Source organism: Paracoccus marinus (genome assembly GCF_007018965.1).
Taxonomy (GTDB): domain Bacteria; phylum Pseudomonadota; class Alphaproteobacteria; order Rhodobacterales; family Rhodobacteraceae; genus Paracoccus; species Paracoccus marinus.
On the sequence record NZ_VJYZ01000001.1, the window covers coordinates 1 to 24,404 of the forward strand.

Annotated in this window: 22 protein-coding genes, 2 tRNA genes and 1 other annotated feature; of the genes, 8 read left to right on the plus strand and 16 right to left on the minus strand. The window is 66.9% G+C overall.

Annotation, left to right across the window (positions count from 1 at the left end):
* Positions 1-240: 240 nt before the first annotated feature.
* The gene (locus FNF32_RS00005; RefSeq protein WP_185961800.1) at positions 241-846 is read left to right on the plus strand and encodes an HNH endonuclease; all 606 of its coding nucleotides are present in this window, start codon (positions 241-243) and stop codon (positions 844-846) included.
* A 2-nt stretch (positions 847-848) separates the two neighbouring features.
* Positions 849-3,917 (plus strand): type I restriction endonuclease subunit R, encoded by a 3,069-nt coding sequence (locus tag FNF32_RS00010; protein ID WP_143796419.1) that lies wholly within the window; start codon positions 849-851, stop codon positions 3,915-3,917.
* Positions 3,918-3,974: 57 nt separating this feature from the next.
* On the opposite strand, the gene FNF32_RS00015 is transcribed toward FNF32_RS00010, so the two are convergent.
* Positions 3,975-5,203 (minus strand): IS3 family transposase gene (locus FNF32_RS00015; protein WP_143796421.1). Its coding sequence is split into 2 segments (ribosomal slippage): positions 3,975-4,915 and positions 4,915-5,203, totalling 1,230 coding nucleotides; the frame shifts between segments, so codons are not numbered across the junction.
* Positions 4,806-4,922, minus strand: a sequence feature (AL1L pseudoknot). Its footprint overlaps the gene before it by 117 nt.
* A gap of 165 nt (positions 5,204-5,368) precedes the next feature.
* Here FNF32_RS00015 and FNF32_RS00020 point away from each other — a divergent pair.
* Positions 5,369-6,010, plus strand: coding sequence for a DUF4357 domain-containing protein (locus FNF32_RS00020; RefSeq protein WP_246087615.1), 642 nt, complete (start codon positions 5,369-5,371; stop codon positions 6,008-6,010).
* A 269-nt stretch (positions 6,011-6,279) separates the two neighbouring features.
* Here FNF32_RS00020 and FNF32_RS00025 read toward each other — a convergent pair.
* Positions 6,280-6,369, minus strand: a tRNA-Ser gene (locus tag FNF32_RS00025).
* 194 nt (positions 6,370-6,563) lie between these two features.
* Between FNF32_RS00025 and FNF32_RS00030 the strand changes: the two genes are divergently transcribed.
* Positions 6,564-7,364 carry a glycosyltransferase gene (locus tag FNF32_RS00030; protein WP_131673122.1) on the plus strand — a complete coding sequence of 267 codons (801 nt, stop codon included), beginning with the start codon at positions 6,564-6,566 and terminating at the stop codon, positions 7,362-7,364.
* A gap of 20 nt (positions 7,365-7,384) precedes the next feature.
* On the opposite strand, the gene ychF is transcribed toward FNF32_RS00030, so the two are convergent.
* Positions 7,385-8,482 (minus strand): redox-regulated ATPase YchF, encoded by a 1,098-nt coding sequence (ychF, locus tag FNF32_RS00035; RefSeq protein WP_131673156.1) that lies wholly within the window; start codon positions 8,480-8,482, stop codon positions 7,385-7,387.
* A gap of 152 nt (positions 8,483-8,634) precedes the next feature.
* Between ychF and trpA the strand changes: the two genes are divergently transcribed.
* Positions 8,635-9,432 (plus strand): tryptophan synthase subunit alpha, encoded by a 798-nt coding sequence (gene trpA / locus FNF32_RS00040; protein WP_131673123.1) that lies wholly within the window; start codon positions 8,635-8,637, stop codon positions 9,430-9,432.
* Positions 9,433-9,454: 22 nt separating this feature from the next.
* Here trpA and FNF32_RS00045 read toward each other — a convergent pair whose 3' ends face one another.
* Positions 9,455-10,153, minus strand: coding sequence for a P-loop NTPase family protein (locus tag FNF32_RS00045; RefSeq protein ID WP_131673124.1), 699 nt, complete (start codon positions 10,151-10,153; stop codon positions 9,455-9,457).
* 6 nt (positions 10,154-10,159) lie between these two features.
* Positions 10,160-11,635 carry an AI-2E family transporter gene (locus FNF32_RS00050; protein ID WP_131673125.1) on the minus strand — a complete coding sequence of 492 codons (1,476 nt, stop codon included), beginning with the start codon at positions 11,633-11,635 and terminating at the stop codon, positions 10,160-10,162.
* Between the two features lie 208 nt (positions 11,636-11,843).
* On the opposite strand from FNF32_RS00050, the gene proS reads away from it, so the two are divergent.
* Together proS and FNF32_RS00060 are read left to right on the plus strand one after the other, a co-directional pair.
* The gene (gene proS / locus FNF32_RS00055) at positions 11,844-13,202 is read left to right on the plus strand and encodes a proline--tRNA ligase (protein WP_131673126.1); all 1,359 of its coding nucleotides are present in this window, start codon (positions 11,844-11,846) and stop codon (positions 13,200-13,202) included.
* A 3-nt stretch (positions 13,203-13,205) separates the two neighbouring features.
* The gene (locus FNF32_RS00060) at positions 13,206-13,691 is read left to right on the plus strand and encodes a DUF2937 family protein (RefSeq protein ID WP_131673127.1); all 486 of its coding nucleotides are present in this window, start codon (positions 13,206-13,208) and stop codon (positions 13,689-13,691) included.
* Positions 13,692-13,717: 26 nt separating this feature from the next.
* Here the strand turns inward: FNF32_RS00060 and FNF32_RS00065 are convergent, their stop codons facing one another.
* From FNF32_RS00065 to FNF32_RS00090, 6 genes are all read right to left on the minus strand, one after another.
* Positions 13,718-14,809 (minus strand): c-type cytochrome, encoded by a 1,092-nt coding sequence (locus FNF32_RS00065; protein WP_131673128.1) that lies wholly within the window; start codon positions 14,807-14,809, stop codon positions 13,718-13,720.
* The gene (locus FNF32_RS00070) at positions 14,806-15,381 is read right to left on the minus strand and encodes a cytochrome c oxidase assembly protein (RefSeq protein WP_131673129.1); all 576 of its coding nucleotides are present in this window, start codon (positions 15,379-15,381) and stop codon (positions 14,806-14,808) included. The genes FNF32_RS00065 and FNF32_RS00070 overlap by 4 nt, the downstream gene beginning before the upstream one ends.
* Positions 15,375-15,749 carry a hypothetical protein gene (locus FNF32_RS00075; RefSeq protein ID WP_131673130.1) on the minus strand — a complete coding sequence of 125 codons (375 nt, stop codon included), beginning with the start codon at positions 15,747-15,749 and terminating at the stop codon, positions 15,375-15,377. Before FNF32_RS00075 ends, FNF32_RS00070 begins: the two co-directional genes overlap by 7 nt.
* Complete coding sequence (ctaD, locus tag FNF32_RS00080; RefSeq protein WP_143796423.1) at positions 15,746-18,292, minus strand: cytochrome c oxidase subunit I; 2,547 nt, start codon at positions 18,290-18,292, stop codon at positions 15,746-15,748. The genes FNF32_RS00075 and ctaD overlap by 4 nt, the downstream gene beginning before the upstream one ends.
* A 10-nt stretch (positions 18,293-18,302) precedes the next feature.
* Complete coding sequence (coxB, locus tag FNF32_RS00085) at positions 18,303-19,313, minus strand: cytochrome c oxidase subunit II (protein WP_131673132.1); 1,011 nt, start codon at positions 19,311-19,313, stop codon at positions 18,303-18,305.
* A gap of 142 nt (positions 19,314-19,455) precedes the next feature.
* A tRNA-His gene (locus FNF32_RS00090) sits at positions 19,456-19,532 on the minus strand.
* A 102-nt stretch (positions 19,533-19,634) separates the two neighbouring features.
* On the opposite strand from FNF32_RS00090, the gene FNF32_RS00095 reads away from it, so the two are divergent.
* A complete protein-coding gene (locus tag FNF32_RS00095; RefSeq protein WP_131673133.1) occupies positions 19,635-19,877 on the plus strand; it encodes a DUF6324 family protein in 243 nt (80 codons plus the stop codon).
* A gap of 3 nt (positions 19,878-19,880) precedes the next feature.
* Here FNF32_RS00095 and FNF32_RS00100 read toward each other — a convergent pair whose 3' ends face one another.
* The 5 genes from FNF32_RS00100 to ribB all read right to left on the minus strand — a co-directional run bounded on the left by FNF32_RS00100 (position 19,881) and on the right by ribB (position 24,394).
* The gene (locus tag FNF32_RS00100) at positions 19,881-20,390 is read right to left on the minus strand and encodes an MmcB family DNA repair protein (RefSeq protein ID WP_185961801.1); all 510 of its coding nucleotides are present in this window, start codon (positions 20,388-20,390) and stop codon (positions 19,881-19,883) included.
* A 370-nt stretch (positions 20,391-20,760) separates the two neighbouring features.
* Entirely contained in the window at positions 20,761-21,696 is a 936-nt protein-coding gene (locus FNF32_RS00105) for a DUF481 domain-containing protein (RefSeq protein ID WP_131673134.1), read from the minus strand.
* Between the two features lie 506 nt (positions 21,697-22,202).
* Positions 22,203-22,706, minus strand: coding sequence for a transcription antitermination factor NusB (gene nusB, locus FNF32_RS00110; RefSeq protein ID WP_131673136.1), 504 nt, complete (start codon positions 22,704-22,706; stop codon positions 22,203-22,205).
* Positions 22,703-23,257, minus strand: a complete 555-nt coding sequence (locus tag FNF32_RS00115) for a 6,7-dimethyl-8-ribityllumazine synthase (protein ID WP_131673137.1) — start codon at positions 23,255-23,257, stop codon at positions 22,703-22,705. Before FNF32_RS00115 ends, nusB begins: the two co-directional genes overlap by 4 nt.
* Before the next feature lie 18 nt (positions 23,258-23,275).
* A complete protein-coding gene (gene ribB, locus FNF32_RS00120; protein WP_131673158.1) occupies positions 23,276-24,394 on the minus strand; it encodes a 3,4-dihydroxy-2-butanone-4-phosphate synthase in 1,119 nt (372 codons plus the stop codon).
* Positions 24,395-24,404: the final 10 nt, after the last annotated feature.

The following is a 24,404-nucleotide window of genomic DNA, read 5'->3' on the forward strand; positions in this document are numbered from 1 at the left end:
CCAGAACGGCCGACCCGACTACCAATCTCAAACCCGCAGACTCTCGTTATGAACGAGGGACCCGAGGGGGGCAGGTCAAGCTTTCAGTTCCATTCAGTGATGACCCCGCCTTCCAGGCGCTCCTTAAGCTGGAGAGACAAACCAAAGAGCGCGAGGGTGGCGATGCGTCCAGTTGAACGAGGAGCGGCCCCCGGGGCCTTTGCGAACTATCGGGATGCATATCCCCATCTCGTAGCTCGCATGGGTGACTACTGTAGTTACTGCGAAAGACAGATCGAAACACACCTGGCCGTCGAGCACGTACAGCCAAAGGATCCCGTGCCTGCCCTTAGGAATGAATGGACGAATTTTCTTCTTGGCTGCGTGAATTGCAATTCTGTAAAAGGCGACACTCTGCTAGTACTCGCCGATTTTATTTGGCCAGATACTGAAAACACGTTGTCTGCAGTTGAATACAAGGTTGGCGGACTAGTGGAAGCGCGATCAACCCTTGCGCCAGCTATGCAGGCAAAGGCCCAGCAGACGATCGCACTTGTTGGCTTAGATAAGTACCCAGGCAACCCAGGTCGCGAGCCTAGTAACGCCGATCTACGATGGCAGCGCCGCTTCGAGGCATGGCAAATGGCCGAATGGTGTCGGAAGCAAGTTGAGGACAACGACACAGAGCAAGTCCGCAATCTGGTGGTCGAGGTGGCCAAGGGCCGCGGTATGTTTTCGATTTTCTGGACCGTGTTCCAAGGTGACATTGACCTTAGGCGGCGTCTTCGCGAGGCATTTTCCGGAACTTCATATGCCTGTTTTGATGCAAATGAAGAACTGATATCGCGACCTGGAGGTCAAGTTTAGCAATGAGCCACGCCCGACATTCAGAAGGAGCTTTCGAAACCATCATCGAAGCCACGATGCTGGCGAATGGTGCCGTGCCGGAGCCGGCGTCGGGCTTCGACCGTGATCGCGCTATCTTCCCCGAGACTGTCCTTTCCTTCATCCGCGAAACACAGCCGAAGGAATGGAAGGCTCTGGAGGCGCTCCATGGGGAGAAGACTGGCTCCCAAGTCCTTGCCGATCTGACCAAGTGGATGGACCGAGAAGGCTCTCTGGCCACCTTGCGTCACGGCTTCAAGTGTTACGGCAAGACCCTGCGGGTGGCATTCTTCAAGGCGGCGCACGGCCTGAACCCGGAACTGGAAGCTCGCTACGCTGCCAACAGGGTCGGGCTCACGCGGCAATTGCACTTCTCAAGGACCTCCGAAAAGTCACTGGACGTTGCACTGAGCGTGAATGGCATTCCAGTTGTGTCGGTCGAACTCAAGAACCCGATGACCGGACAGACGGTCGAGCACGCCTTGCACCAGTACCGGCATGATCGTGACCCGCGCGAACCGATCTTTGAGTTCAAGCGGCGCATGTTGGTCCACTTTGCGGCTGACACGGACACGGTGTTCATGACCACGCGGCTTGCAGGTGCGGCCACCCACTTCCTGCCCTTCAACAAGGGCAACAACGGTGGTGCAGGCAATGCGCCCGACACCAAGGGGAGGAGCTACCGAACGGCATATCTGTGGGAAGAGGTGCTGCAACGAGACAGCCTGCTCGACCTCCTGGCGCGCTTCATTCATCTCCAGGTCGAGGAGAAGCGCGACGACCAGGGTCGAAAGGTCAAGAAGGAAACGATGATCTTTCCGCGGTACCACCAGCTTGAAGCGGTCCGGTCGTTGGTCCACCAGGCGTTGAGAGAAGGGGTGGGCAACAACTATCTGATCGAACACTCGGCCGGCAGCGGAAAGAGCAACACCATCGGCTGGCTGACGCACAGGCTCGCATCCCTGCATGACGAAGCGAACGAGCGGGTTTTCGACAGCGTGATCGTCATCACTGACCGCGTGGTCCTGGACAAGCAGCTTCAGGACACGATTTACCAGTTCGAACACAAGCACGGCGTCGTCCAGAAGATCGACGAGGACTCGCGTCAGCTGGCGGAAGCACTCGAAAGTGCCGTGCCAATCATCATCACCACCCTTCAGAAGTTTCCATTCGTCTCGCGTCAGTTGGCCAAGATCGCCGACGAGCGAGGCGACGCCGAAGGAGGTGTGCTGAAGATGCGCCGGTGTGCGGTGATCATCGATGAGGCACACAGCTCGCAGGGCGGCGAGACGGCAACCGACCTGAAGGAAGTTCTCGGCGGGCAGGGCCTTCGCGAAGAGGCTGCGCGAGCCATGTCGGCGAACGACGAAGACGACATGGACGAGCTATATCGGTCGATGGCGAAACGCGGCAGGCAGGCAAACCTCAGTTCCTTCGCGTTTACTGCTACGCCGAAGCACAAGACGCTCAAGGTATTCGGGCGCGACGGCAAACCCGCCCATCGCTACACAATGCGCCAAGCGATCGAGGAAGGCTTCATCCTCGACGTCCTGAAGCACTACACGACCTACGCCACCTATTTCCGGCTGCTCAAGGCGAGCGAGGATGATCCGAACGTAGAGCGGAAGAAGGCAGCACGCGCCCTCGCGCGGTTCCTCAAGCTTCATCCGCACAACATCGCTCAGAAAACCGAAGTGATGATTGAGCACTTCCAAGCCGCTACGCAGCACAAGATCGGTGGACGAGCCAAGGCCATGGTGGTGACGGGTTCCCGCCTCGAGGCAGTTCGCTACAAGCAGAGTTTCGATCGCTACGTGAAGGAAAAAGGCTACGCCATCAAATCGCTGGTGGCATTCTCAGGCGTAGTCACGGACGACAAGCTGAAGGACGTCACCTACACCGAGGAAGGCATGAACCTCGGCGTCCGTGAGAAGGAACTGCCAGAGGTTTTTGCGACGCAGGAATACCAGGTGTTGCTCGTCGCCGAGAAGTACCAGACGGGCTTCGATCAACCCTTGCTGCACACGATGTATGTGGACCGGCGGCTTGCTGGCATCCAGGCGGTGCAGACGCTTTCTCGCCTGAACAGAATCCACGCCCTGAAGGAAGACACGTTCGTCCTCGATTTCGTCAACGAGCGCGATGAAATCCGCGAGGCGTTCAAGACCTACTTCGAAGGCGCGGAGGTAGGCGAGGACGTCGATCCGGCCAGGATGTATGAGATAAAGAGCGAGCTGGATGCCGAGGGCATCTATGTCGTCGCGGACCTGGACCGTTTCAGCGCCGTCTATTTCAAGCCGCGCCAACGCCAGAGCCCAAACGACCATCAGTTAATGAATGCCGCGCTTGATCCTTGCGTGGCCCGCTTCAAGGAGACACAGGAGGAGAATCCCGACGAGGCCGAGCTGTGGCGCGGCAAGTTGATGGCCTTTTGTAGTCTCTACGGATTCCTCAGCCAGATCATTCCCTATCAGGACACCGACCTCGAACGCCTCTATGTTTTCCTGCGCCACCTCGCGACTAAACTGCCAAAGCGGGGCGCCGGGCCGTCCTACCAGTTCGATGACGAAGTGCGGCTTGAATACTACCGCCTTCAGAAGATCAGCGAAGGCTCGATCAGCCTGAATGATGGCCAAGCCAACCGGCTCGATGGCCCATCCGAGGTCGGAACCGGTGTCCTCCACGAGGAAGCGGTGCCGCTCTCGCGACTCATCGATGTCGTCAACGACCGGTTCGGCACCGACTTCAATCAGGCCGACCAGCTGTTCTTCGATCAGATCGTGGAAGCGGCGATCTCGGATGCAGCCTTGAGGCAAGCGGCAGCCGTAAATCCCGGCGACAAGTTTGAACTCGTTTTCAAGAACCTGCTCGAAACACTGTTCGTTGAACGCATGGATCAGAACGAGGAGATCTTCGCGCGATTCATGAACGACAAATCGTTCCAGAAGGTCGTGACGGGTTGGCTGTCATCGGAAGCCTATCGCAAGCTCAATACTGCGGCTGAAGCCCAGAACAGCGAGAACCGTGCTACTCCCCAGCCTAACCGTCCGTGAAAGGCGTTCCCGAGTTGATGAACCGCGCCGGGTTTGCCGGAGGCTGATTTCGGTTAGTTACGCGGCCATGGGTTCAGCGTCCAGAGCGGCGTAGAAGTTGGCCTCGGCTTCTGCGGGCGGGATGTTCCCGATCGGCTCGAGTAGGCGGCTGTTGTTGAACCAATCCACCCATTCGAGGGTTGCGTATTCGACGGTCTCGAAGCTGCGCCAAGGGCCACGGCGGTGGATGACTTCAGCCTTGAACAGGCCGTTGATTGTCTCGGCCAGTGCGTTGTCGTAGCTGTCGCCGACGCTGTCGACTGAAGGCTCGATGCCCGCTTCGGCCAGTCGTTCGGTGTATTTGATGGACAGGTATTGCGATCCGCGGTCCGAATGATGGACGAGCCCCATGCCCTTGGTAGGGCGCCGTTCATGGACCGCCTGCTCGAGAGCATCGAGAACGAACCCGGCATGAGGGGTCGTGCTGACACGCCACCCGACGATGCGCCGAGCATAGGCGTCGATGACGAAAGCCACATAGACGAACCCCTTCCAGGTCGCGACATAGGTGAAGTCCGAAACCCACAGCATGTTCGGCGCTGGCACGCGGAACTGGCGGTTTACCTTGTCCATCGGGAAGGGCTGCTTCTTGTCGGGGATCGTCGTCCTGTGGGGCTTGCCTCGGATAATGCCCTGAATACCCATGTCCTTCATCAACCTCCCGACCGTGCAGCGGGCGACGTCAAACTCTTCGCGGCGTAGCTGGTGCCAGACCTTGCGCACGCCGAAGACGCTCCAGTTGTCTTCGAAGACGCGCTTGATCTCGGGGCGCAGCTCGTCGTCCCGGCGCGCGCGATCTGACCGCCGGGCTTGATCAGACCGCTTTGCCAGGTGATCATAGTAGGTGGACGGGGCGATCGGCAGCACGTCGCAGATCGGCTCGACCCCGTGTTCCCCTCGATGGTCGTCGATGAACCCGACCATCACTTCGACCGGCGGTCGAGCTCCGCCATCGCAAAATACGCGCTGGCCTTGCGCAGAATCTCGTTGGCCTGGCGCAACTCGCGGTTCTCCCGCTCGAGCGCCTTCATCCTCTCGGCCATCTCGGTGGGGATGCCCGCGCGCCGGCCGCTGTCGACCTCGGCCTTCTTGACCCAGTCGTTCAGCATCTGCGGTGTGCAGCCGATCTTCGCCGCGATCGACATGACCGCCTGCCAGCGCGACGGATGATGCGCCTCGTTGTCGAGAACCAGCCGCACGGCCCGCTCGCGCACTTCAGGGGAAAACTTGTTCGTGGTCTTGCTCATGATGCTCCATCCTACTCAAGAGTTGGAGCCTCCGGCAAACCCGGCGCGGTTCATCCCGACAGGCTGATCGCCTATATCGGCGAGTCTGAGGGTATTGGCTCGCGGCTCTACACCCATAATTCAAATGACGCTGGACGTGACCCGAAGGCCTACTGGACCGATACCGTGGTGCTCATCAGCAAAGATGAAAATCTGACAAAGAGCCACGCGCGATATGTGGAAGCTTGCCTCATCCGTGCGGTTGGGGGCAATCCACGGTGGCATGTCCCGAACAGCAAACGTCCGTCCGAAGATGCTGGCAAGCTCCCGCTGCCCGACAGGGCGGCGATGGAAGAGTTCGTCGACCAGACCAAGACACTTGTCGGTGCGCTTGGTTGGGATCTTTTCCGCGAGATGCGCGGCAGGGCAGCTGAGCCACTGGAGCAACTGACTACGACGGCAGACGACCCGAGCCCGGCTTTCTTTTTCAGGGGGGAAGGCTTTTCTGCGGAAATGATGATCTCTCAATCGGGCGACTTCGTCGTAAAGGCAGGTTCCAAGGCGCGCGCACGCACAACGCCTACTATCCCCAAGGGCACTCTCGCGCTTCGGGAGACGCTTCTGAAGTCGGGCGTCCTTCGCGTTGACGCCAGCATGCTGGTCTTTGCCAGCGATTACAGTTTCACATCAGCTTCGGCAGCCGCAGCAACCGTGATTGGAGCCAGCGCAAACGGACGCATACTGTGGAAGCTTGCCGACGGGAGGTGCTACGCAGACTGGGAGGCGGAGGGCACGTTGACTCAAGGCGAGCCTGGGGCGAACGGATGAAGAGGGGTTGGATCCCGGTCCGCTTTGCTATGCGCATGGAATTCGATAAGAGTTGCCGCAGGAATTACGCATTAAGACATCAAAATCAGCGGGTTACCTCACTGAACCATACGGGCTTGGTTGACAGCTCCAGAGAATATCTGCCGTGAGAGACCGACTTCGGCCCCGCTGGCACTTGGGCCGGTTCACAGCCCCACCCGCATAACCCTCGAAAACAACGGAAAAATCCGGCCGCAGCCGGATCGGGAGAACGCTTTCGCAAGGGCAAGTGGCGGAGCGGAAGGGATTCGAACCCTCGAGACGGTTTCCCGCCTGCACCCTTAGCAGGGGTGTGCCTTCGACCACTCGGCCACCACTCCGCCGGCGGGAATAGCAGCAGTTCGGCGGGCTGAACAAGGGCGTTCGGCATGGATGGGCAAAAAAGGGGACGGGCGGCCGTAGCTGCGTTCGTCCAGGCGCGATCCGCTTTGCAGGCGCTGCCGACGTAGCCTAACACGGCGATGACCGCGCCCGCCCACATGGCCAGCCGGGCGATCACAGCAAAGGAGCATGGATGCGCATCGTGGGGATCTGCCGCTTCTCGCTCGTCGGGCGCGGCGACTGGAAGCCGTGGCGCATGGTACCGCCCGGGGACGAGGAGCGGGTGCAGGAGGAGCAGGCGGCGGTGCTGTTCAGCCCCGACCGGCTCGCCGCGCGGTTCGCGCTGTTTCAGCACGTCACCCTGCCGTCGATCGCCGGGCAGACCGATCCGGATTTCAACTTTCTCGTCCTTGCGTCCGAGCTGATGCCCGCGGCCTTCCGCGACAGGCTTCAGGCCCTCTGCGACACGGTCCCGCAGGTCGTGCTGCGGTTCTTTCCCGCGACCACGGTGGGGGAGGCGCAGGCCCGTGTCTTTGCCGAGATGGGGTTCCGGCACGGCGAGACGGTCCAGTTCCGGCTGGATGACGACGACGCGCTGTTTGCGGGCTACGTCGCGCGGCTCAGATCCAGCGCCGCGCTTCTGATGGCGGGGCCGGACCCGTTCGCGATCAGCTTTCCCGACGTCATGTTCGCGCATGTGCCGGACCGGACCGCCTATCTGCGCAGCCAGCCGTTCCTTGGTGCGGGCCTCGCCTTGCGTCATCCCAAGGCGAGCATCTTCCGCTTCGGCCATTTCGCGATCGGGCGGCGGTTTCCGGCGCTCACCCTGCCGAGCGGCCTGTCGCTGGTGACGCGGCACGGTCTGAACGACAGCCTGTTCGACCGCCATGCGCGCGCGCTGAAGCCGCTGACGCCCGACGAGACGCAGCACCATGTGGCGCGGTTCTTTCCGTTCCTCGCGCCCGAAGGGCTGCGGGTCGCGGGGCTTGGCTGAAGCGGACGGCCGCGCGGCCGTCAGGCGTTGAAGAGGAAGTGCAGGACGTCGCCGTCCTTGACCTCGTAGGTCTTGCCTTCCACGCGGAACTTGCCCGCCTCGCGCGCACCCGCCTCGCCCTGCCCGGCAACGTAGTCGTCATAGGCGACCGTCTCGGCGCGGATGAAGCCCTTTTCGAAGTCGCCGTGGATCACGCCCGCGGCTTGGGGCGCCAGCGTGCCTCGGGTGATGGTCCAGGCGCGGGCTTCCTTGGGGCCGACCGTGAAGTAGGTCTGCAGGCCCAGCAGCGCGTAGGCCGCGCGGATCAGGCGATCCAGCCCCGCCTCGTCCAGCCCCATCTCGCCCAGGAACATCTGCGCCTCGTCGGCGGGAAGCTGGCTGATCTCTTCCTCGATCCGGGCCGAGATCACGACGTGCCCCGCCCCTTGCGCGCGGGCGAGTTCCGCCACGCGCTCGGACTGCGCATTGCCGCTGGCGGCCTCGTCCTCGGCCACGTTGCAGACGTAAAGGACGGGCTTGGCCGTCAGCAGCTGCAGCATGTCCCACGCCTTGCGGTCGTCCTCGGCCACGGCAATCGACCGCGCGGGCTGCCCCGCCTCAAGCACCGTCTGCGCCTGCTTGAGCAGGCGGTCCTGGGCCGCCGCTTCCTTGTCGCCGCCCTTCAGCTTGCGGGCGAGGTTCGCGAGCCGCCGCTCGATCGACTCGAGGTCGGCGATCATCAGCTCGGTCTCGATCGTCTCGGCGTCGGCGACCGGGTCCACGCGGCCCTCGACATGGGTGATGTCGCCATCCTCGAAGCAGCGCAGGACATGGGCGATGGCGTCCACCTCGCGGATGTTGGCGAGGAACTGGTTGCCCAGGCCTTCGCCCTTGCTCGCCCCCTTCACGAGGCCCGCGATGTCGACAAAGGTGATCCGCGTCGGGATGATCTGCTTGGACCCCGCGATGCCCGCCAGCGTGTCCAGCCGCGCGTCGGGGACCGCGACCTCGCCCACGTTCGGCTCGATCGTGCAAAAGGGAAAGTTCGCGGCCTGGGCGGCGGCGGTGCGCGTCAGCGCGTTGAACAGCGTGGACTTGCCCACGTTCGGCAGCCCGACGATCCCCATGCGAAAGCCCATGCCCGCGTCCCTTCGTTCCATGTTTCGCGGCCTTCTAGGTCAGCCGCGACCGCCCGTCCAGTTGACGCGGGGCCTTGCGGGCCCCGCCCGCCCCTTTTCCCGCCCGGCGTTCCCCCCTATGAGATGGCGACCCGTTTCCAAAGGCGCGCCGCATGACCCGTATCGACCGCACGTTCGCCGCCCTTGCCAAGGCGAACCGCAAGGCGTTCGTCGCCTATATCATGGCGCACGACCCCGACCGCGCCACCTCGCTTGCGATCATGAAAGGCCTGCCCGCCGCAGGCGTGGACGTGATCGAGCTGGGGATGCCGTTCACCGATCCGATGGCGGACGGCCCGACCGTGCAGGCGGCCGGGGTGCGGGCGCTGGCGGCGGGCGGCAGCCTGTCGGCGACACTGCACCTGGTGGCCGAGTTCCGGCGCGACGATGACACGACGCCGATCGTGCTGATGGGATATTACAACCCGATCTACGCCCGCGCGGGCGGGGTCGAAAAGTTCCTGGCGGACGCCGCGGCCGTGGGGATCGACGGCCTCATCGTCGTGGACCTGCCGCCCGAGGAGGACGCCGAACTGTGCCAGCCCGCGCGAGCCGCCGGGCTGAACTTCATCCGCCTTGCGACGCCCACGACCGACGACCGCCGCCTGCCGGCGGTGGTGTCGAACACTTCGGGCTTCGTCTATTACGTCTCGGTCGCGGGCACGACGGGCGGCAAGGCCGCCGACCCGGCGGCGGTCGCGCCCGAGGTCGCGCGCATCCGCGCCGCGGCCGGGCTGCCGGTGGTCGTGGGCTTCGGCATCTCGACCCCCGAGACGGCGCAGGCGATCGCGGGCGTGGCGGACGGCTGCGTGGTCGGCAGCGCGATCGTCAAGCTGATCGGCGAGGGTCGTCAGGTGCCCGAGGTGCTGGATTTCGTCGGCAGCCTGGCCGGGGCCGCGCACCGCGCCTGAACCAGGGCGCGCCCCGGCACGGTCAGCCGGCCGGCCGCTGCGGGTCGTCGATCGCGTCCAGCGTCGCCAGCGCCAGCGGCCGCGTCACGGCGCGGTTTTCGGACAGCGCCGCCGCGTCGATGGCGGCGACTAGCCTGCGCGCCTGCCCAAGATCGCGGTCCATGCGCCGCACCAGCGCCTCGATCACGCCCAGGGCGGGATGCAGCTGACGATCGGCGAACAGCTTGACCAGCACGGCGGCCAACAGCCCTTCATCGGGCGCCCCAAGCTGGACCAGCGCGGTTCCCTCCATCCGCGACCGCAGGTCGGGCAGCGTCAGCCCCCAGTCGCGCGGCGGCACCCGCGCGGTGAAAAGCAAAAGCCCGTCCCGCGCCGCGCCGAGGTTCCACAGGTGGAACAGGGCAAGCTCGGCCCCGGCCGCGCCGCCGATCCGGTGCGCGTCCTCGATCACCAGCGCGCCGCCCTGCGGCACCAGCGCGTCCGCGACCTCGGGCGACAGCGAGCGCGCGGCGACGCGGCGCGCACCGTTTTCGGCGGCCCAGAAGGCGGCGATGTGGGACTTGCCCGATCCTTCGGGACCGCACAGGATCAGCCGCCCCTGCGGCCATTGCGCGGGCTGGTCCAACGCCGCCAGCGCTGCGGCGTTCGCGGGCGCGGGCAGGAAATCGCCGCGCCCCATCGCCGGGGGCGTGCGAAGATCCAGCGTCAGCTGGCGCGGCATCGCCCGTCAGCCCCTGCCCTGCCCGTCCGGGTCGTCGCCGGTGTTCCCCGAAGGCGGAGCGGCCTGCCCCGCACGCTCGCCCCGCTGCCGCATTTCGGCAGCGGTGCGGGGCGCGCCCGCGGCGTCGTTCCCGCGCGGCTCGTCCCCGTCCGGGCTGCGTCCGCCCCAGGTTTTCACGCGCGGGGTCATCTCGCCCGTGCCTTCGGACGCGGGCGCATCCGGGTGGCGGATCTGCACTTCGGCGACCGCGACGCTTGCGCGATCGCTGCCCGCGGCCTCCTCTGCCGCGATCCGCGCCTCGCTGCGCGCGGTTTCCACGCGCGCGTCGCGCACGGCGTCCTCGTGGGTCCGCGCCTGCTGCGCCACGCGCTGCGCGACGGTGCCGGGCGGCACCAGCTCAATCAGCGTGGGCGTAGCGATCCGGGGCGGCGGCTCGCGCCCGGTGTAAAGCGCGCTGACCTTGTAGCGGTCGATCAGGAACCGGACGAGAACGCCGAGCGCCGCCCCTAGCGGCACCGCAATCAGCAGCCCCGCAAACCCGAACAGCGATCCGAAAACGCTCAGCGCCAGCATCAGCCAGACCGGGTGCAGGCCGACCTGCCCGCCCACGATCTTGGGTTGCAGGTAGTTCCCCTCGGCGACCTGGCCCACCACGAAGATCGCGATCACGGCAAGGACCGGCGCCCACTCACCCCAAAAGGTGAACAGCGCGACCCCGATCGACAGCGTCCCGCCGACAAGCGTGCCGACATACGGGATGAACGACAAGGACGCGGCCGACACCCCGATGACGATCCCGAACGGCAACCCCACCAGCGCAAGCCCCAGCGAATAGAACGTGCCGAGGATCAGGATCACCACCGCCTGCCCGCGCACGAAGCCCGAGATGCTGTCGTCGATCTGCCCGAAGATCCCGCGCAGCGCGTCGGCGTGGGGGCGCGGCAGCAGCAGGTCGATCCGCCGGATCATCCGGTCCCAGTCCAGCAGCATGTAGAACGCGATCACCGGCGCGATCACGATCACCATGAAGAAGCTCACGACCCCGCCGAGCGAGCCAAGGACGGTTCCCATGATCCCGCCCAGGCTTCCGCCCAGCGTGGCGCCGATCTGGTCCACCGTGCTGTCGATCACGCCGCCTTCGGGCAGGGCCGCGGGAAAGCGTGTCCGCGCGACATCCTGCAGGCGGTCGATCATCGCGGGCGCGGTCTGGATCAGCTGCGTGCCCTGCCGCACCAACAGCGGGATCAGCAGCACCAGCGCCGCCATGAGCGCGAAGATGACCACGAGCGTGATCAGCGTCACCGCCCACACGCGCGACAGCCCCGAGCGTTCAAGCCGGTCCGCCACCGGGTCGAGCAGGTAGGCGATGCCCATCCCCAGCAAGAACGGCATCAGCACGTCCCCGAGGCCCCACAGCACCAGCACGAACACCAGCGCGACCGTACCCCAGATCAGGGCCTGCTTGCCCGCGCTCAGATTCATGGCGACGTCTCCGGCCTGTTTGGGTGCGGGCGCGCGCGGGCCGGGTGGCCGCCCGGAACCCGGTCCGACAAGCCTTCTCTTTGACGATTGCGGGCCATCCGCGCAAGCCCGGCAGGTTGCCGCGCGACCGCCCCCGCCGCGCCCCGGCCACCGTTGCCCCGAATGATGCGATCCGCTAAGCCCGTCCGGCATATCCTGAGGTCCGCACATGCGTCTGTCGCGCTATTTCCTGCCCGTCCTGAAAGAAACCCCGTCCGAGGCGCAGATCGTCAGCCACCGGCTGATGCTGCGCGCGGGCATGATCAAGCAGCAGGCGGCGGGCATCTATTCCTGGCTGCCGCTCGGCTACAGGGTGCTGCGCCGGATCGAGCAGATCGTCCACGAGGAACAGCAGCGCGCGGGCCACATCCCGCTTCTGATGCCAACGCTGCAATCGGCGGACCTGTGGCGCGAAAGCGGCCGCTACGACGATTACGGCGACGAGATGCTGCGGATCACCGACCGGCAGAAGCGCGACCTTCTCTACGGTCCCACGAACGAGGAAATGATCACCGACATCTTCCGGTCGAACGTGAACAGCTACAAGGACCTGCCGCTGACGCTGTACCAAGTCCAGTGGAAGTTCCGGGACGAGATGCGGCCCCGCTTCGGCGTCATGCGCGGGCGCGAGTTCCTGATGAAGGACGGCTACAACTTCGACCTGACCGAGGCCGACGCGCTTCACGCCTATAACCGCCATCTGGTCAGCTACCTGCGGACCTACGAACGCATGGGCCTGCAGGCGATCCCGATGCGCGCCGACAGCGGCCCGATCGGCGGCGAGGACACGCACGAGTTTCTGGTGCTGGCCGACACGGGCGAGTCCGAGGTGTTCTATGACAGCGAGATCACCGACCTGACCTTCGGCGACCGCGAGATCGACTACGACGACCCCGCCGCCTGCCGCGCGGTGCTGGACGAGTTCACCTCGCGCTACGCCCGCACGGACGAGACCCACGACGAGGCGGTGTTCGCCGATGTGCCCGAGGCGCGGCGCAAGTCCGCGCGCGGGATCGAGGTCGGGCAGATCTTCTATTTCGGCACGAAGTATTCCGAACCGATGGGCGCGACCGTCGTGGGCCCCGACGGCGCGCGCACGCCCGTCCACATGGGGTCGCACGGGATCGGCGTCAGCCGCCTGCTGGGCGCGATCATCGAGGCGAGCCACGACGAGCGCGGGATCATCTGGCCCGAGGGCGTGGCACCGTTCCACGTCGGCATCGTCAACCTCAAGCAGGGCGACGCATCCACCGACAGCGCCTGCGAGGCGATCGAGGGCGAATTGCGCGCCCAAGGGCTGGACGTGCTTTACGACGACCGCGACGAACGGGCGGGCGCGAAGTTCGCCACGATGGACCTGATCGGGCTGCCGTGGCGGGTCACGGTCGGGCCGCGCGGGCTTGCCTCGAACAAGGTCGAGCTGACGAGCCGCCGCACCGGCGAGACGGTCGAGCTGTCGCCGCAGGACGCGGTGGCGCGGCTGGCCGAAATCTATGCGCCCGTGTTCGCGCGCAGCTTCACGGGCTGAGCGATGGCGACGCTGCGGCTGATCCTCGGCCTGATCTTCGCGGCGGCGCTGTCGCAGTTTCCCGCCTTTTCGGACCAGTACGTGCAGCGTCTTGGTGGCCAGGTGGACGCGTTGACGCAGGTCGCGACCGACTTCGACGCCAGCGCCCGCCGCGCCAGGCTGACGCGCGACGAGGCGCTGGCGGAGCTGTCCGGCAGCGCCTTCCGCGAGGCGCATTCGGGCGACATGCGGCAGGTGTTCGTACGTCTGGAAAAGGCGTCGAACGACCTTGCGCTGCTGCGCGCGGCCTCGCCGCTTGAGCGGATCGCGCTGCCCCACCGCCTGCGCGACGTGGAAACGCTGCGGGCGACATGGGGCGATTTCCGGCCTGCGCTGCCGGTCACCCAGGCGGGGTTCATCGCCGCGGGTCTGGGGCTGCTGATCGGCTGGCTGCTGGCGGGGCTTCTCGCCGCGCCCTTCCGCCGGCGCGAGCAGGTGTCGTGGCGCTGACCTGACGACCTTGAACGCGCGCCGTCTCAGGGCGCCGTCTGGCCCGCGAAGTAGGCGGCGAGATCGGCGATGTCCTGATCCGTAAGGCCGTAAGCGGCGGCATGCATCCGCGCGGCGTCGGGGCCGGGCGTCACCTGATCCTCGCGCCAAAGCGCCAGCCACGCGGCGACGAAGCGCCCGTGCTGCCCCGCGATCCGGGGGGCGCGGTTGCCGGGCTGGCCGTGGCAGCCAAGGCAGGCGCCGACCTGCCGGTCCGCCGCGCCCTGCCGCGCCAGTACCTCGCCCCGCGCAGCATCACCTTGGCCGAAAGGCGGCGTGCCCCCCGTGCCGTCTGGCAGGCTTGCGTAATGGCGGGCAAGGTCGCGGCGCGCGTCCTCGGTCAGGGTCGCGGCCAGCGGCTCCATGATCCCGCTTTGCCGCGCGTCGGTCGCATACAGCGTGAGCGCGCGGAACAGGTGATCGGGCGACTGCCCGGCGAGCTTCGGCGCGGTGCCGTCGCGCCCCAGCCCGTCAGCGCCGTGGCAGCGGGCGCAGTTCTCGACCACCGACAGCGTTCCGCCAGCCGTCCCGAAGGGCATTGCCGCACGCTCGGGCGGGTCGGTTTCCGCGAAGGCCAGTTCGCGGAACGTCTCGGCCGACATGCCGGGCAGCGCGCGCACAAGCGCCGCGACCGCCCAGCCCTCGTCCTTACGCCCCGCGCCCGCCCAGCCGGGCATGCCTGTGTATTTCAGGCCGTTGTAGGTCAGCCAGTGGATCTCGGGCAGCTCGAGCGGATCGGTTTCGGGCAGATAAGGCGGCTTCGGCATCATCTGCAGCACCAGCGGGTTGCGCGGCACGCCCGGCGCGCCGTGGCAGGTGGCGCAGCCGGCGACGAAGTGCCCGGCGCCCAGGCGCAGCAGCGCGGGGTCGGACATGTCCATGTCCGGCGGCGGATCGGTCAGCGCGGTCCGGTTCGAGACGGCGTTCCGCATGTATCCGTGCAGCAGGTATTCGACCGGCGGCCAGTGTTCGAGCCGGGCCGAGATGTTGTAGGGCGCGGCAAGCCAGAACCCCGCGCCCGCGACGCTCGCCGCAGCCAGTGCCGCGCCCACGCGCCGCCATGTCAGCCGGATCATCATGGCGTCACCCTTCGCAACACGGGACCGAGCCGCGCGAGCGCGGCCAAAAGGTATAGCGCGCCCCCGACCCCGGCCATCGCGGCCCCGGCAACTTGCTGTTCCTCGATCCCGCTCAGCCCGAACCAGTTGGCGCAGATGCCGTAAAGATCGCGCGGCGCAAGCCCCAGGATCGCACCCAGAAGCGTCATGTGCATCGACGTGAACAGCAGCACCCCCGCGCCCCCGACCGGCCCCGCGCCCGCAGCGACCATCCAGAGGAACAGCCCCGCGCCGAGAAAGCTTGCCTTTTCCAGCGCCCAGCCGGTCAGCGACAGCCGCGCCCAGAGATGCGGGCCGGGCAGGTGCCAGCCCCAGACGGCCAGCAACTCCATCCCGCCCGCGAGCAGCAGCAGGCCCGCCCCGGTCCCAAGCCAGCGCGGCGCGCGGGGGGCGAGAAGCGCGGGGACCGCCGCCACCAGCGTCAGATGGACCGCCATGTGGACGATGATCGACCCGCCGCTGCGCGCCGCGGCGACGGGCGACAGCGCCGCCGCCAGCAAGACGGCCGCGGCAAGGTGGCGCGCGCTCAGCATTGCCGGAACACCAGCGTCGGCAGGAACGTCATGACGACCGCAAGCGCCGCCAGCGCCGCCAGCATCAGCGCGACGTGGCCGAGAAAGCGGTTGCGGTCGGCGTCGCTGTCGCCCTCGATCGCCTCGTCCACGCGCAGCTCGCCCCGATAGCGCCGCCGCGCCAGTCCGGCGAGGCTGGCGATGACCGCAAGCGCCGCAAGGGTGAGACCCGCGTGCACGGTCCGCATCCTCACCGCCTCGTCCCAGCCCTTGGCGCACCAGATCGCGGCCACCCAGTAGCACAGCAGGAAATGCGCGGCCCAGATCGACAGGGGCGCGGCCAGCACCCAGATCGCACCCTCGTCGATGACGCGGCGAAAGCGGGTCATGTCGCGATCCCCAGAACGGGGAACAGCCCCAGCAGCGCCAGCGTGATCGCCGAGCTGAGCGCGAGGAAATGCCAGTAGAGCGTGACGTTCCCCAGATCCGCGTCCCAGCGCGGCGTCAGCTTGCCGAAGCTGATGCCGGCCACGCAGTAGAACACCATCAGCGCACCGATCCCGACATGGACCCCGATCCACAGGACCAGCACCCAGCAGGTCGCGTCCCAGGCGTGGCGCGTCGGGTCGAGCCCCGCGATCATCAGCGCCTGCGCCATCGCCGCGACCCCCAGCATCGACGCCGGGACCGCCGCCACCAGCAGCCACTGCGCCGCGATCCTCCCGCCCGCCCGGTTCACCCGCAGCGCGCCCCAGACCGCGCCCCAGGCGGCCGCGAGAAGGACCGCCGACAGGGCCAGCCAGCCCGCCTGAGGCAGGCCCGCGCCCGCCGGGGGGAACGGGTCGTGCAGCGTCCAGAAGAAGAAGAACGCGAACACCAGCCCCAGATAGGCGGTCAGGTCGCCCGACATGGTGATGAACATCGCCCACCAGCCGCAGGACCCGTCGCCCGAGGCATAGACCGGCAGCCGCAGCCCCCGGCCGACGTCCTTCGACGCGGCCTCGGGCGGGCGGGCGGTGCCGGTCCAGAGCCATGCGATCAGCAGCGCGATGAACGCAGCCATGCTGACGCCCGCCAGCATCCACAGGTGCCAGGTCGCCACGATGAACGACGCCCCCAGCGCCACCGCCGCGCCGACGGTCAGCCAGGACGGCGCGGGCACGCGCTGGACATAGATCGGCTGCCCGTCAAGCACGTCGGTCACGATCATCTCGCGCCGCCCTTCGGGCGCGTCTGCAAGAAACCACTCCGCATCCTCGACCTCGCGGGGCAGGTCGGGCTGTTCCCAGAGGGGATAGCGCGTCGTGACCAGCGGGATCGAGCGCAGGCCGTAATCCTCGGAGGGCAGCGCGCCGACCCATTCGAGGCCGGGCGCCTTCCACGGGTCGCGCGGCGCCTTTGCCGGCGCGCGGCGCGGGCGCAGCATCTCGACCAGCAGGACCAGGAACCCCGCCCCGATCGCGAACGATCCCACGCTCGACACCATGTTCAGCGTGCTCCACCCCGCGTCGGCCGAATAGGTCCAGACCCGGCGCGGCATGCCCAGGATGCCGGTCCAGTGCATCGGCAGGAAGGTCACGTTGAAGCCGATGAACATCAGCCAGAACGACCAGCGCCCCGCGCGGTCCGACAGCATCCGCTCGGTCACCAGCGGGTACCAGTAGCAAAGCCCGGCAAACAGCGGGAACAGCGCGCCGCCGATCAGGGTATAATGCAGGTGCGCGACGACGAAGTGGCTGTCATGGACCTGCGCGTCGAACGGCACCACCGCGACCATGACGCCGGTCAGGCCACCGAAGACGAAGATCGCAAGCGCGCCCGACACGAACAGCATCGGCAGTCCGCGCACGACCCGGCCCATCCAGATCGTGGCGATGAAGCAGAAAATCTGGATGCCCGTCGGGATCGCCACCGCCTCGCTCGCGGCCGAGAAGAAGGCGAGCGAAATCTCCGGCAGGCCCACGGTGAACATGTGGTGGACCCACAGCCCGAAGCTGAGGAACGCGACGCCAACCGCCGACAGGACGATCCAGGAATGACCGACGATCGGGCGGCGCGCGAACGCGGGCAGCATCGTCGCCACCAGCGCGATCGAGGGCAGAAAGACGATGTAGACCTCGGGGTGGCCGAAGATCCAGAACAGGTGCTGCCACAGCAGCGGATCGCCCCCCCGCGTCGGGTCGAAGAACGCCCAGTCGAACGCGCGTTCGAGTTCCAGCAGCAGGTCGCCCGCGATCAGCGGCGGAAAGGCAAAGACGATCATCAAGGCCACGACCAGCACGTACCAGCCGTAAAGCGGCAGCATGTTCAGCCGCATGCCCGGCGCGCGGCACTTGAGGACGCCGGTTATCAGTTCGACCGACGCGGCCAGCGACGCGACCTCGATGAAGCTGAGGCCCAGCAGCCAGATGTCGGTCCCGATGCCCGTCAGGCGCGGGTCGGACGACATCGGCGTGTACATGAACCACCCTGCCGCCGGGGCCGCGTTGAAGAACAGCGACCCGCAGACGAAGACGCCCCCGGTGATGAAGCACCAGAAGCTGAAGGACGACAGCCGCGGAAACGGCAGCTCGCGCGTGCCCAGGATGCCCGGCAGCAGCAGGATCGCCACCGCCTCGAAGATCGGCACCGCGAACAGGAACATCATCGCGGTGCCGTGCAGCGTGAACAGCTGGTTGTAGAAATGGGCCGTCATCAGGTCGTTGTCGGGCACCGCCAGCTGCGCCCGGATCATCAGCGCAAGGACGCCCGCGAACGCGAAGAAGAAGATCGAGGCCGCGGTGTACCACAGCCCGACGGTCGTGTTGTTGACCTCGGTCAGGCGCGCGATCCCCTCGCGGTTCTTCCACGTGGCGATCAGGCGCTGCTTCTCGGCCTCGCGCGCGGCAGGGTCGGGTTGCGGCGGCGGGGCCAGGCGGTCGGTCCAGGTCATCGGCGGCCCCTCACTTCAGGCCCGTGAGGAAGTCGAGCAGCGGCTGCATCGCATCGTCCTTGAGGTCGGGAAAGGCGGGCATCAGCGCGCCGGGCTTCAGCGCGGCGGGGTCGCGGATCCATGCCGCGAGCGTATCCCGGTCCAGCGGCAGGATGCCCGCGGCCATCGTGCGGCGGCTGGCCAGATGGGTCAGGTCGGGCCCGGTCGTGCCCGCGTTGCCGGTGCCGCGCACGGCATGGCAGGCGCCGCAGCCGGCCGAGGTGAAGACGGCAAGACCCGCGTCCGACGCGACGCGCGCGGACGCGGCCTCGGCGGCAAGCCAGCGGTCGAAATCGGGCGCGGGCATGACCTCGACCTCGAACCGCATCTGCGCGTGGGCGGTGCCGCAGAACTCGGCACAGTTGCCGCCCCAGCGGCCGGGTTCCAGCGGGGTCAGCGTCATCCGGTTGGTGCGGCCGGGGATCAGGTCCATCTTGCCGCCAAGCGCGGGTGCCCAGAAGCTGTGGATCACCCCCGTCGAGGCGAGCGCAAGACCGACGGTCCGGCCCGCAGGCAGGCGGATCTCGTTTGCAGTGACGACGCGGCCGGCGGGCGTGTCGTAGCCTACGCGCCACCAGTATTGCTCGCCGTCGATCGTCACCTGGAAGTCGGGCCGTGGCCCGCGCATGTCGCGCAACAGCAGCATGCCCCCGACCAGAAGCGCGACAAGCACCACCGTCGGCACGATCATCCCGCACCAGACGACGAACAGGCGCGCGACGCGCTCACGCTCGGGGTTCGCCTCGGTCCGGGCGGCGTAGAAGGCTATGCCGTTCACCAGCACCCAGATCAGCGCGGCGGCGGAGAGCATGATCCAGAACAGCCGCTCGACCAAGACCGCGTCGCGGCCCGCGCCGGCAAGCATCGAGGTGGGGGTGTCGCAGGCGGCAAGCGCCAGCAGGGTCAGCGGCGCGGCGATCCGCGCGCAGCGACGCCGGGCGGCGGCCGGAAATCCGAAATGCACCCGCCTGCCCGCGATCATCGACACCCATCCCCTTGACGCTGCTCGATGATGGCAAGGCGCGCTGGCAGCAACAAGGCAGCATTTGCGAGATCGCGGCACGGCGCAAAGACGTTCGGCCACGCGATGGTGGCGGCGGATCTGATCTGGGGGGCTGCCGGGGTGGTACCGCCTCCCCGGCTCGAACGGGGGACCTCTAGATCCACAATCTAGCGCTCTAACCAACTGAGCTAAGGCGGCACAGGCGGATCATCTAGCGCCGCGACGGGGACGATGCAAGCGTCTCTTGCCCGGGCGGCGGGGGCAATCTAGACCGGGCGGAAGAGGACGAAAGGACCGGCCATGGGCATCAACAGCGAAAGCGAAGTCGCCGCAAACCTGCAGATCGGGCCGACCGACCAGGGGATGGTGCGGATCTATGTCGAGGGAACGGGCGTGGACCTGCCGCTGGATTTCGACCCCGAAGAGGCCGAGGAAATCGCCGAGGAACTGATGGCCGCCGCAGAAGCCGCGCGCGAGATCGCGGGCGGTGGGAACAAGAAGGGCGGGAAAGCCGGCGCAGGCAAGGGCAAGCCCCGGCGCTGACGCCTACAGGATCGCAGGCGCCGCGCCCGGATCGTTCCGGCGGATCAGCCGGCACGCCGCGACCCGCGCCACGTCGCGCAGCAGCCGCGACCTGCGCGCGGCAGGCAGCTTGACCAAAGGCGCGGTCCGCACCAGCTCGGCGCCGTAGGGGTCGGCCACCATCAGGCCGCTGTCGTCGGGCAACAGCTCGACCGGGAAATCGCAGTCGGTGGCCCAGAAGAAGCGGTCGCAGAACTCCAGATAACCCTGCCACTTGCGGTCGCCCACAAAGTCGGCCCGACAGCTCTTGCATTCCACGATCCAGATCTCCCCCTGCGGGGTGATCGAGATCACGTCCACGCGCAACCCCGGCACGGGCACGAACTCGAGCAGCGGCGCGTGGTTCATCGACATGAGAAACCGCGCGACGCCGCGCGCCAGCCGGTGGCCGGGTTGATCCGGCAGCAGGTCGCCTTCGGCATCGTCGAGGCCGCCGAGCGGGCCGGGCAGCAGGTCGTCGGTCGCGTGATCCATGGCGCGAACATGAACGAAAGGGAAACATGGCGCAAGCACCGGCCTTGCAACCTGGCGCGCGGGTTCCTAGATGTGATCCCCGGCGGGCTTCTGCTCTTCTCGTGCGCGGCCAATTTTTCCACTGGCCTATAATTCTACCGAGGGTGCTGGCTCTGGCATGACCCTGGTCTTGTCACCCGGCGCCCACCTGGACATCCAGGCTTTCGGGGAACCTTGCGCCGACACGGCCGCTGCGGTTCCCGCCACCTGAAAAGGCCGTCCGAAAGGGCGGCCTTTTTAATGTTTGATGCGCGGCTGCGGAAATGCGCGCAACGAAAAAGGGGCGGCCTTTCGACCGCCCCCGATTCTTCGATTTCGGATCGCGTTGCGATCAGAAGCCGACGACGAGCGAAACGCCCAGCGTGTTGTCGGTGCGGATGTCGCGTTCCGAGTTGTACTCGGTCTTGTAGGAAACGCGGGTCGCGAAGTTGTCCGACATCTTGAAGTTCAGGCCAAGTTCGTTCGTGGCCAGATCGTTGATATCCGAGGTCAGGTAGTCGGTATCGTTGGTCAGGAAGAACGTGTCGTTGAACTTGTGGTAGAAGCGCGACGACGCGATGTAGCCCGTGTCGGTGTTCGACTCCAGGCCGTCGGCCTGAGCGAAGTCGACCGTCTGGCTGTAGCGGATGCCGACACCGGCCTGAACGCGCCATGCGGTCTGGTCGTTGTTGACGATCCGGTAGCCCGGGCCGATGCCGACGAACGCGTCGCGCTTGGCGCGGCCTTCGTAGCTCAGCACTTCGTCGTTGTAGTCCTCGACCGAGTCGAAATCGCCCGGGTTCAGCTCGTCATAGTCCTCGGCCAGACCGTCGGTGCTGACGCGGCCCAGGATGAACGCGTAGACCTTGTCGTTGAAGTAGTAGTTGCCGTCGTAGATGACCGAGGTGTCTTCGGTTTCCGAGTCGCCGTTGTCGTCTTCGGCATACTCCAGCAGGATGCCGACCGACTGCTGGAACGCGCCAGCGTTGTTCGACAGGCGGCCGGCCAGGCTGAAGTCCTGGTTTTCGTCGTTGCCGTCGCGGCCGGTGTAGGTCACGGCGACCGAGCCGAACAGGCCTTCGCGGGCGTCGGGACGGCCAAAGCGGCTACGGTCGGCCGAGCGGTCGAAGTCGTCCTGCACCGCGTCCTCGATGTCGTCCAGACGATCGTCAAGGTTGCTGACGCCGGTCACGTTCGCACCCGGCGCGAATTCGGTCTGCGCGAACACCGGCGAGGACACTGCGGCCGCCAGCGCGGTGGCGCCCAGCAGGATCGAAAGGGTTTTCATGTCGTACCTCTTCTTAACAGCCGATGCGCGTGGGCACCGGTCTTGTGTGACAGTTACCTAATGCAGAACCCCGCCGATCTGAACCGCGGCCGCTGCGAAACGCGATCTCACCCGAATGTGATGGAAGATGCTGGAACCGCGATTGCGCGGGATTGCAGCAGAAACGGTCGTGAGCGACTTGCCGCCGCTACCGCCATTAACCGTTTCAAAACGTGCATTTACACGTTCGCAATTCTTGTCATTGCTGCAACATTGAAACGCGGGATCGCACTGGGATCGGAGATTGCGTGATCTCGGACCCCGCGGCAGGGCCGTCGGACTGTGGCAAAAGTCACACGTCGAAGGGTGGATTGCTGCCCCTGGATCCGGCCGGAACGCCGCGTGCGACGGCGCGGCGAATGTCGCCGACGGCACCCGCACGGCCAGAAACGCGACCACCCGCCGGAGGCGAGTCGCGGCGGGCGGTCAGGTCGGATAACGGGTGAGGCCGGAGCCGGAAGCCGGCGTCAGAACGCCTCGGGGCGCGCCTCGCGGGCCATGTGGTCGAGGACGGCGTTGACGAAGCGCGCCTCTTTCCCTTCCGGGAAGAACGCGTCGGCGACGCCGACGTATTCCGAAATCACGACCTTGGGCGGGGTGCGGGTCGCGACCAGCTCGGCGCCCGCCGCGCGGAACACGGCGCGCAGTACCGGGTCGATGCGGGCGATCGGCCACTTGGCCACCAACGCGCGGTCGGTCATCTGGTCGATCCGCGCCTGCCAGTTCACAACGTCGCCCAGGATCGCGGCCAGCAGCGCCTCGTCCGCCTCGGGCGTGGTGCCTTCGGCGTAATCGGCGGCGATGCGCCAATTCAGGAACTCGGCCAGCACCCGGTCGGACGACTGGTTCGCGGCTTCCATCTGAAACAGCGCCTGAACGGCATAGATGCGGGCTGCGCCGCTGCGGGCGCGCTTGTCGGCCCGGGGCGCGTTGCTTGAAGCCGGGCCCGGCCTGTCCGACCCCGCGCTCATGCGAGGGAGGTTCCGTCGAGCGTGCCCGCCACCCGGATCGGGTCGCGGTCGCCCGGCGCGAAGCCGACCGGGCGGCGCGACCCGGTCCAGCGACGCTGAAGCGCGATCAGGTGCAGCGCGGCCGCCGCGGCGCCGCCGCCCTTGTCCTGTCCGTCCGGCGCCGCGCGCACGACCGCCTGGTCGGTGTTTTCCACCGTGAGGATGCCGTTCCCGATGCACAGCCCCTGCAGCCCCAGCAGCGTCAGCCCGCGCGAGCTGTCGTTGCACACCGTCTCGTAATGCGTGGTCTCGCCCCGGATCACGCAACCCAGCGCCACGAACCCGTCATAGCTTGAAAGCCGCGCCGCCATCGCAATGGCGGTGGGGATTTCCAGCGCGCCCGGCACCTCGACCAGATCGACCGCCGCGCCCGCCAGTTCGGCAATCGCGCGCGCACCCGCGATCAGGTCGTCCGCGATCGCGCGGTAATAGGGCGATACCACGATCAGCAGCTTCACCGGCGCGTCGAACGCGGGCAGCGGCAGGATGGTGTGTTCGGTCAGCGCGGCCATGAAAAGCCCCTCTCCGGGTCAGTCGTGCGGGATAGGTCGCGTGGAATGGATGGAAAGCCCGTAGGCGTCAAGCCCGACGACCTTGAGCGGCGCCGAGTTCGTGAGCAGGATCAGGTCGGTCAACCCCAGCGCCGACAGGATCTGCGCGCCAAGGCCGTACTGCCGCAGCGTATGGGGCGACACGTCGCCGTCGCGCGGCAAAAGCGGCGACAGGTCGCGCAGCAGCACCACGGCCCCCCTGCCCTCGTCCGCGATCAGGCGCATCGCTGCGCCAAGATCGCCCGCGCGCCCGCGCTCGATCCCCAGCGCGTCGTGCAGCGGGTCCAGGGCGTGCATCCTGACCAGCACCGGCTGCGGCGTGGACAGGTCGCCCTTGGTCAGGACGATGTGTTCCGCGCCCTGGGTCTCGTCCGCGAAGATCCGCATCATCCATTCGCCGCCATGGGCCGACACGACCGGCTTCTGCTCGCGCTCGGCGATCAGGTTGTCGTGGCGGCGGCGATAGGAAATCAGGTCGCTGATCGTCCCGATCTTCAGCCCGTGGCGCTGCGCGAACGACACGAGGTCGGGCAGCCGCGCCATCGACCCGTCCTCGTTCATGATCTCGCAGATCACGCCCGACGGGTTCAGCCCGGCCAACCGCGCGATGTCCACCGCGGCCTCGGTATGGCCCGCGCGGACCAGAACGCCCCCCTCGCGGGCGCGCAGCGGAAAGACGTGGCCCGGCGTCGCGATGTCGGCCGCGCCGCGCGTCGGGTCGATCGCCACCGAGACGGTGCGGGCGCGGTCGTGGGCCGAGATACCGGTCGTCACGCCCTCGCGCGCCTCGATCGACAGGGTAAAGGCGGTCTCGTGCCTGCTGGAGTTCTTGGGGCTCATCAGCGGCAGGCCCAGCGCGTCGATGCGCGGCCCGGGCATCGCCAGGCAGATCAGCCCGCGGCCATGCATCGCCATGAAGTTGATCGCGTCGGGGGTCGCCATCTGCGCGGGGATGACGAGGTCGCCCTCGTTCTCGCGGTCCTCGTGGTCCACCAGCACGAACATGCGGCCGTTGCGCGCGTCCTCGATGATTTCCTGGATGGAGGAAATCGCGTCGGACCAGTCGCGTTCGACGGGACCGGGCGCTTCGTACTGCATCGGCATCTCT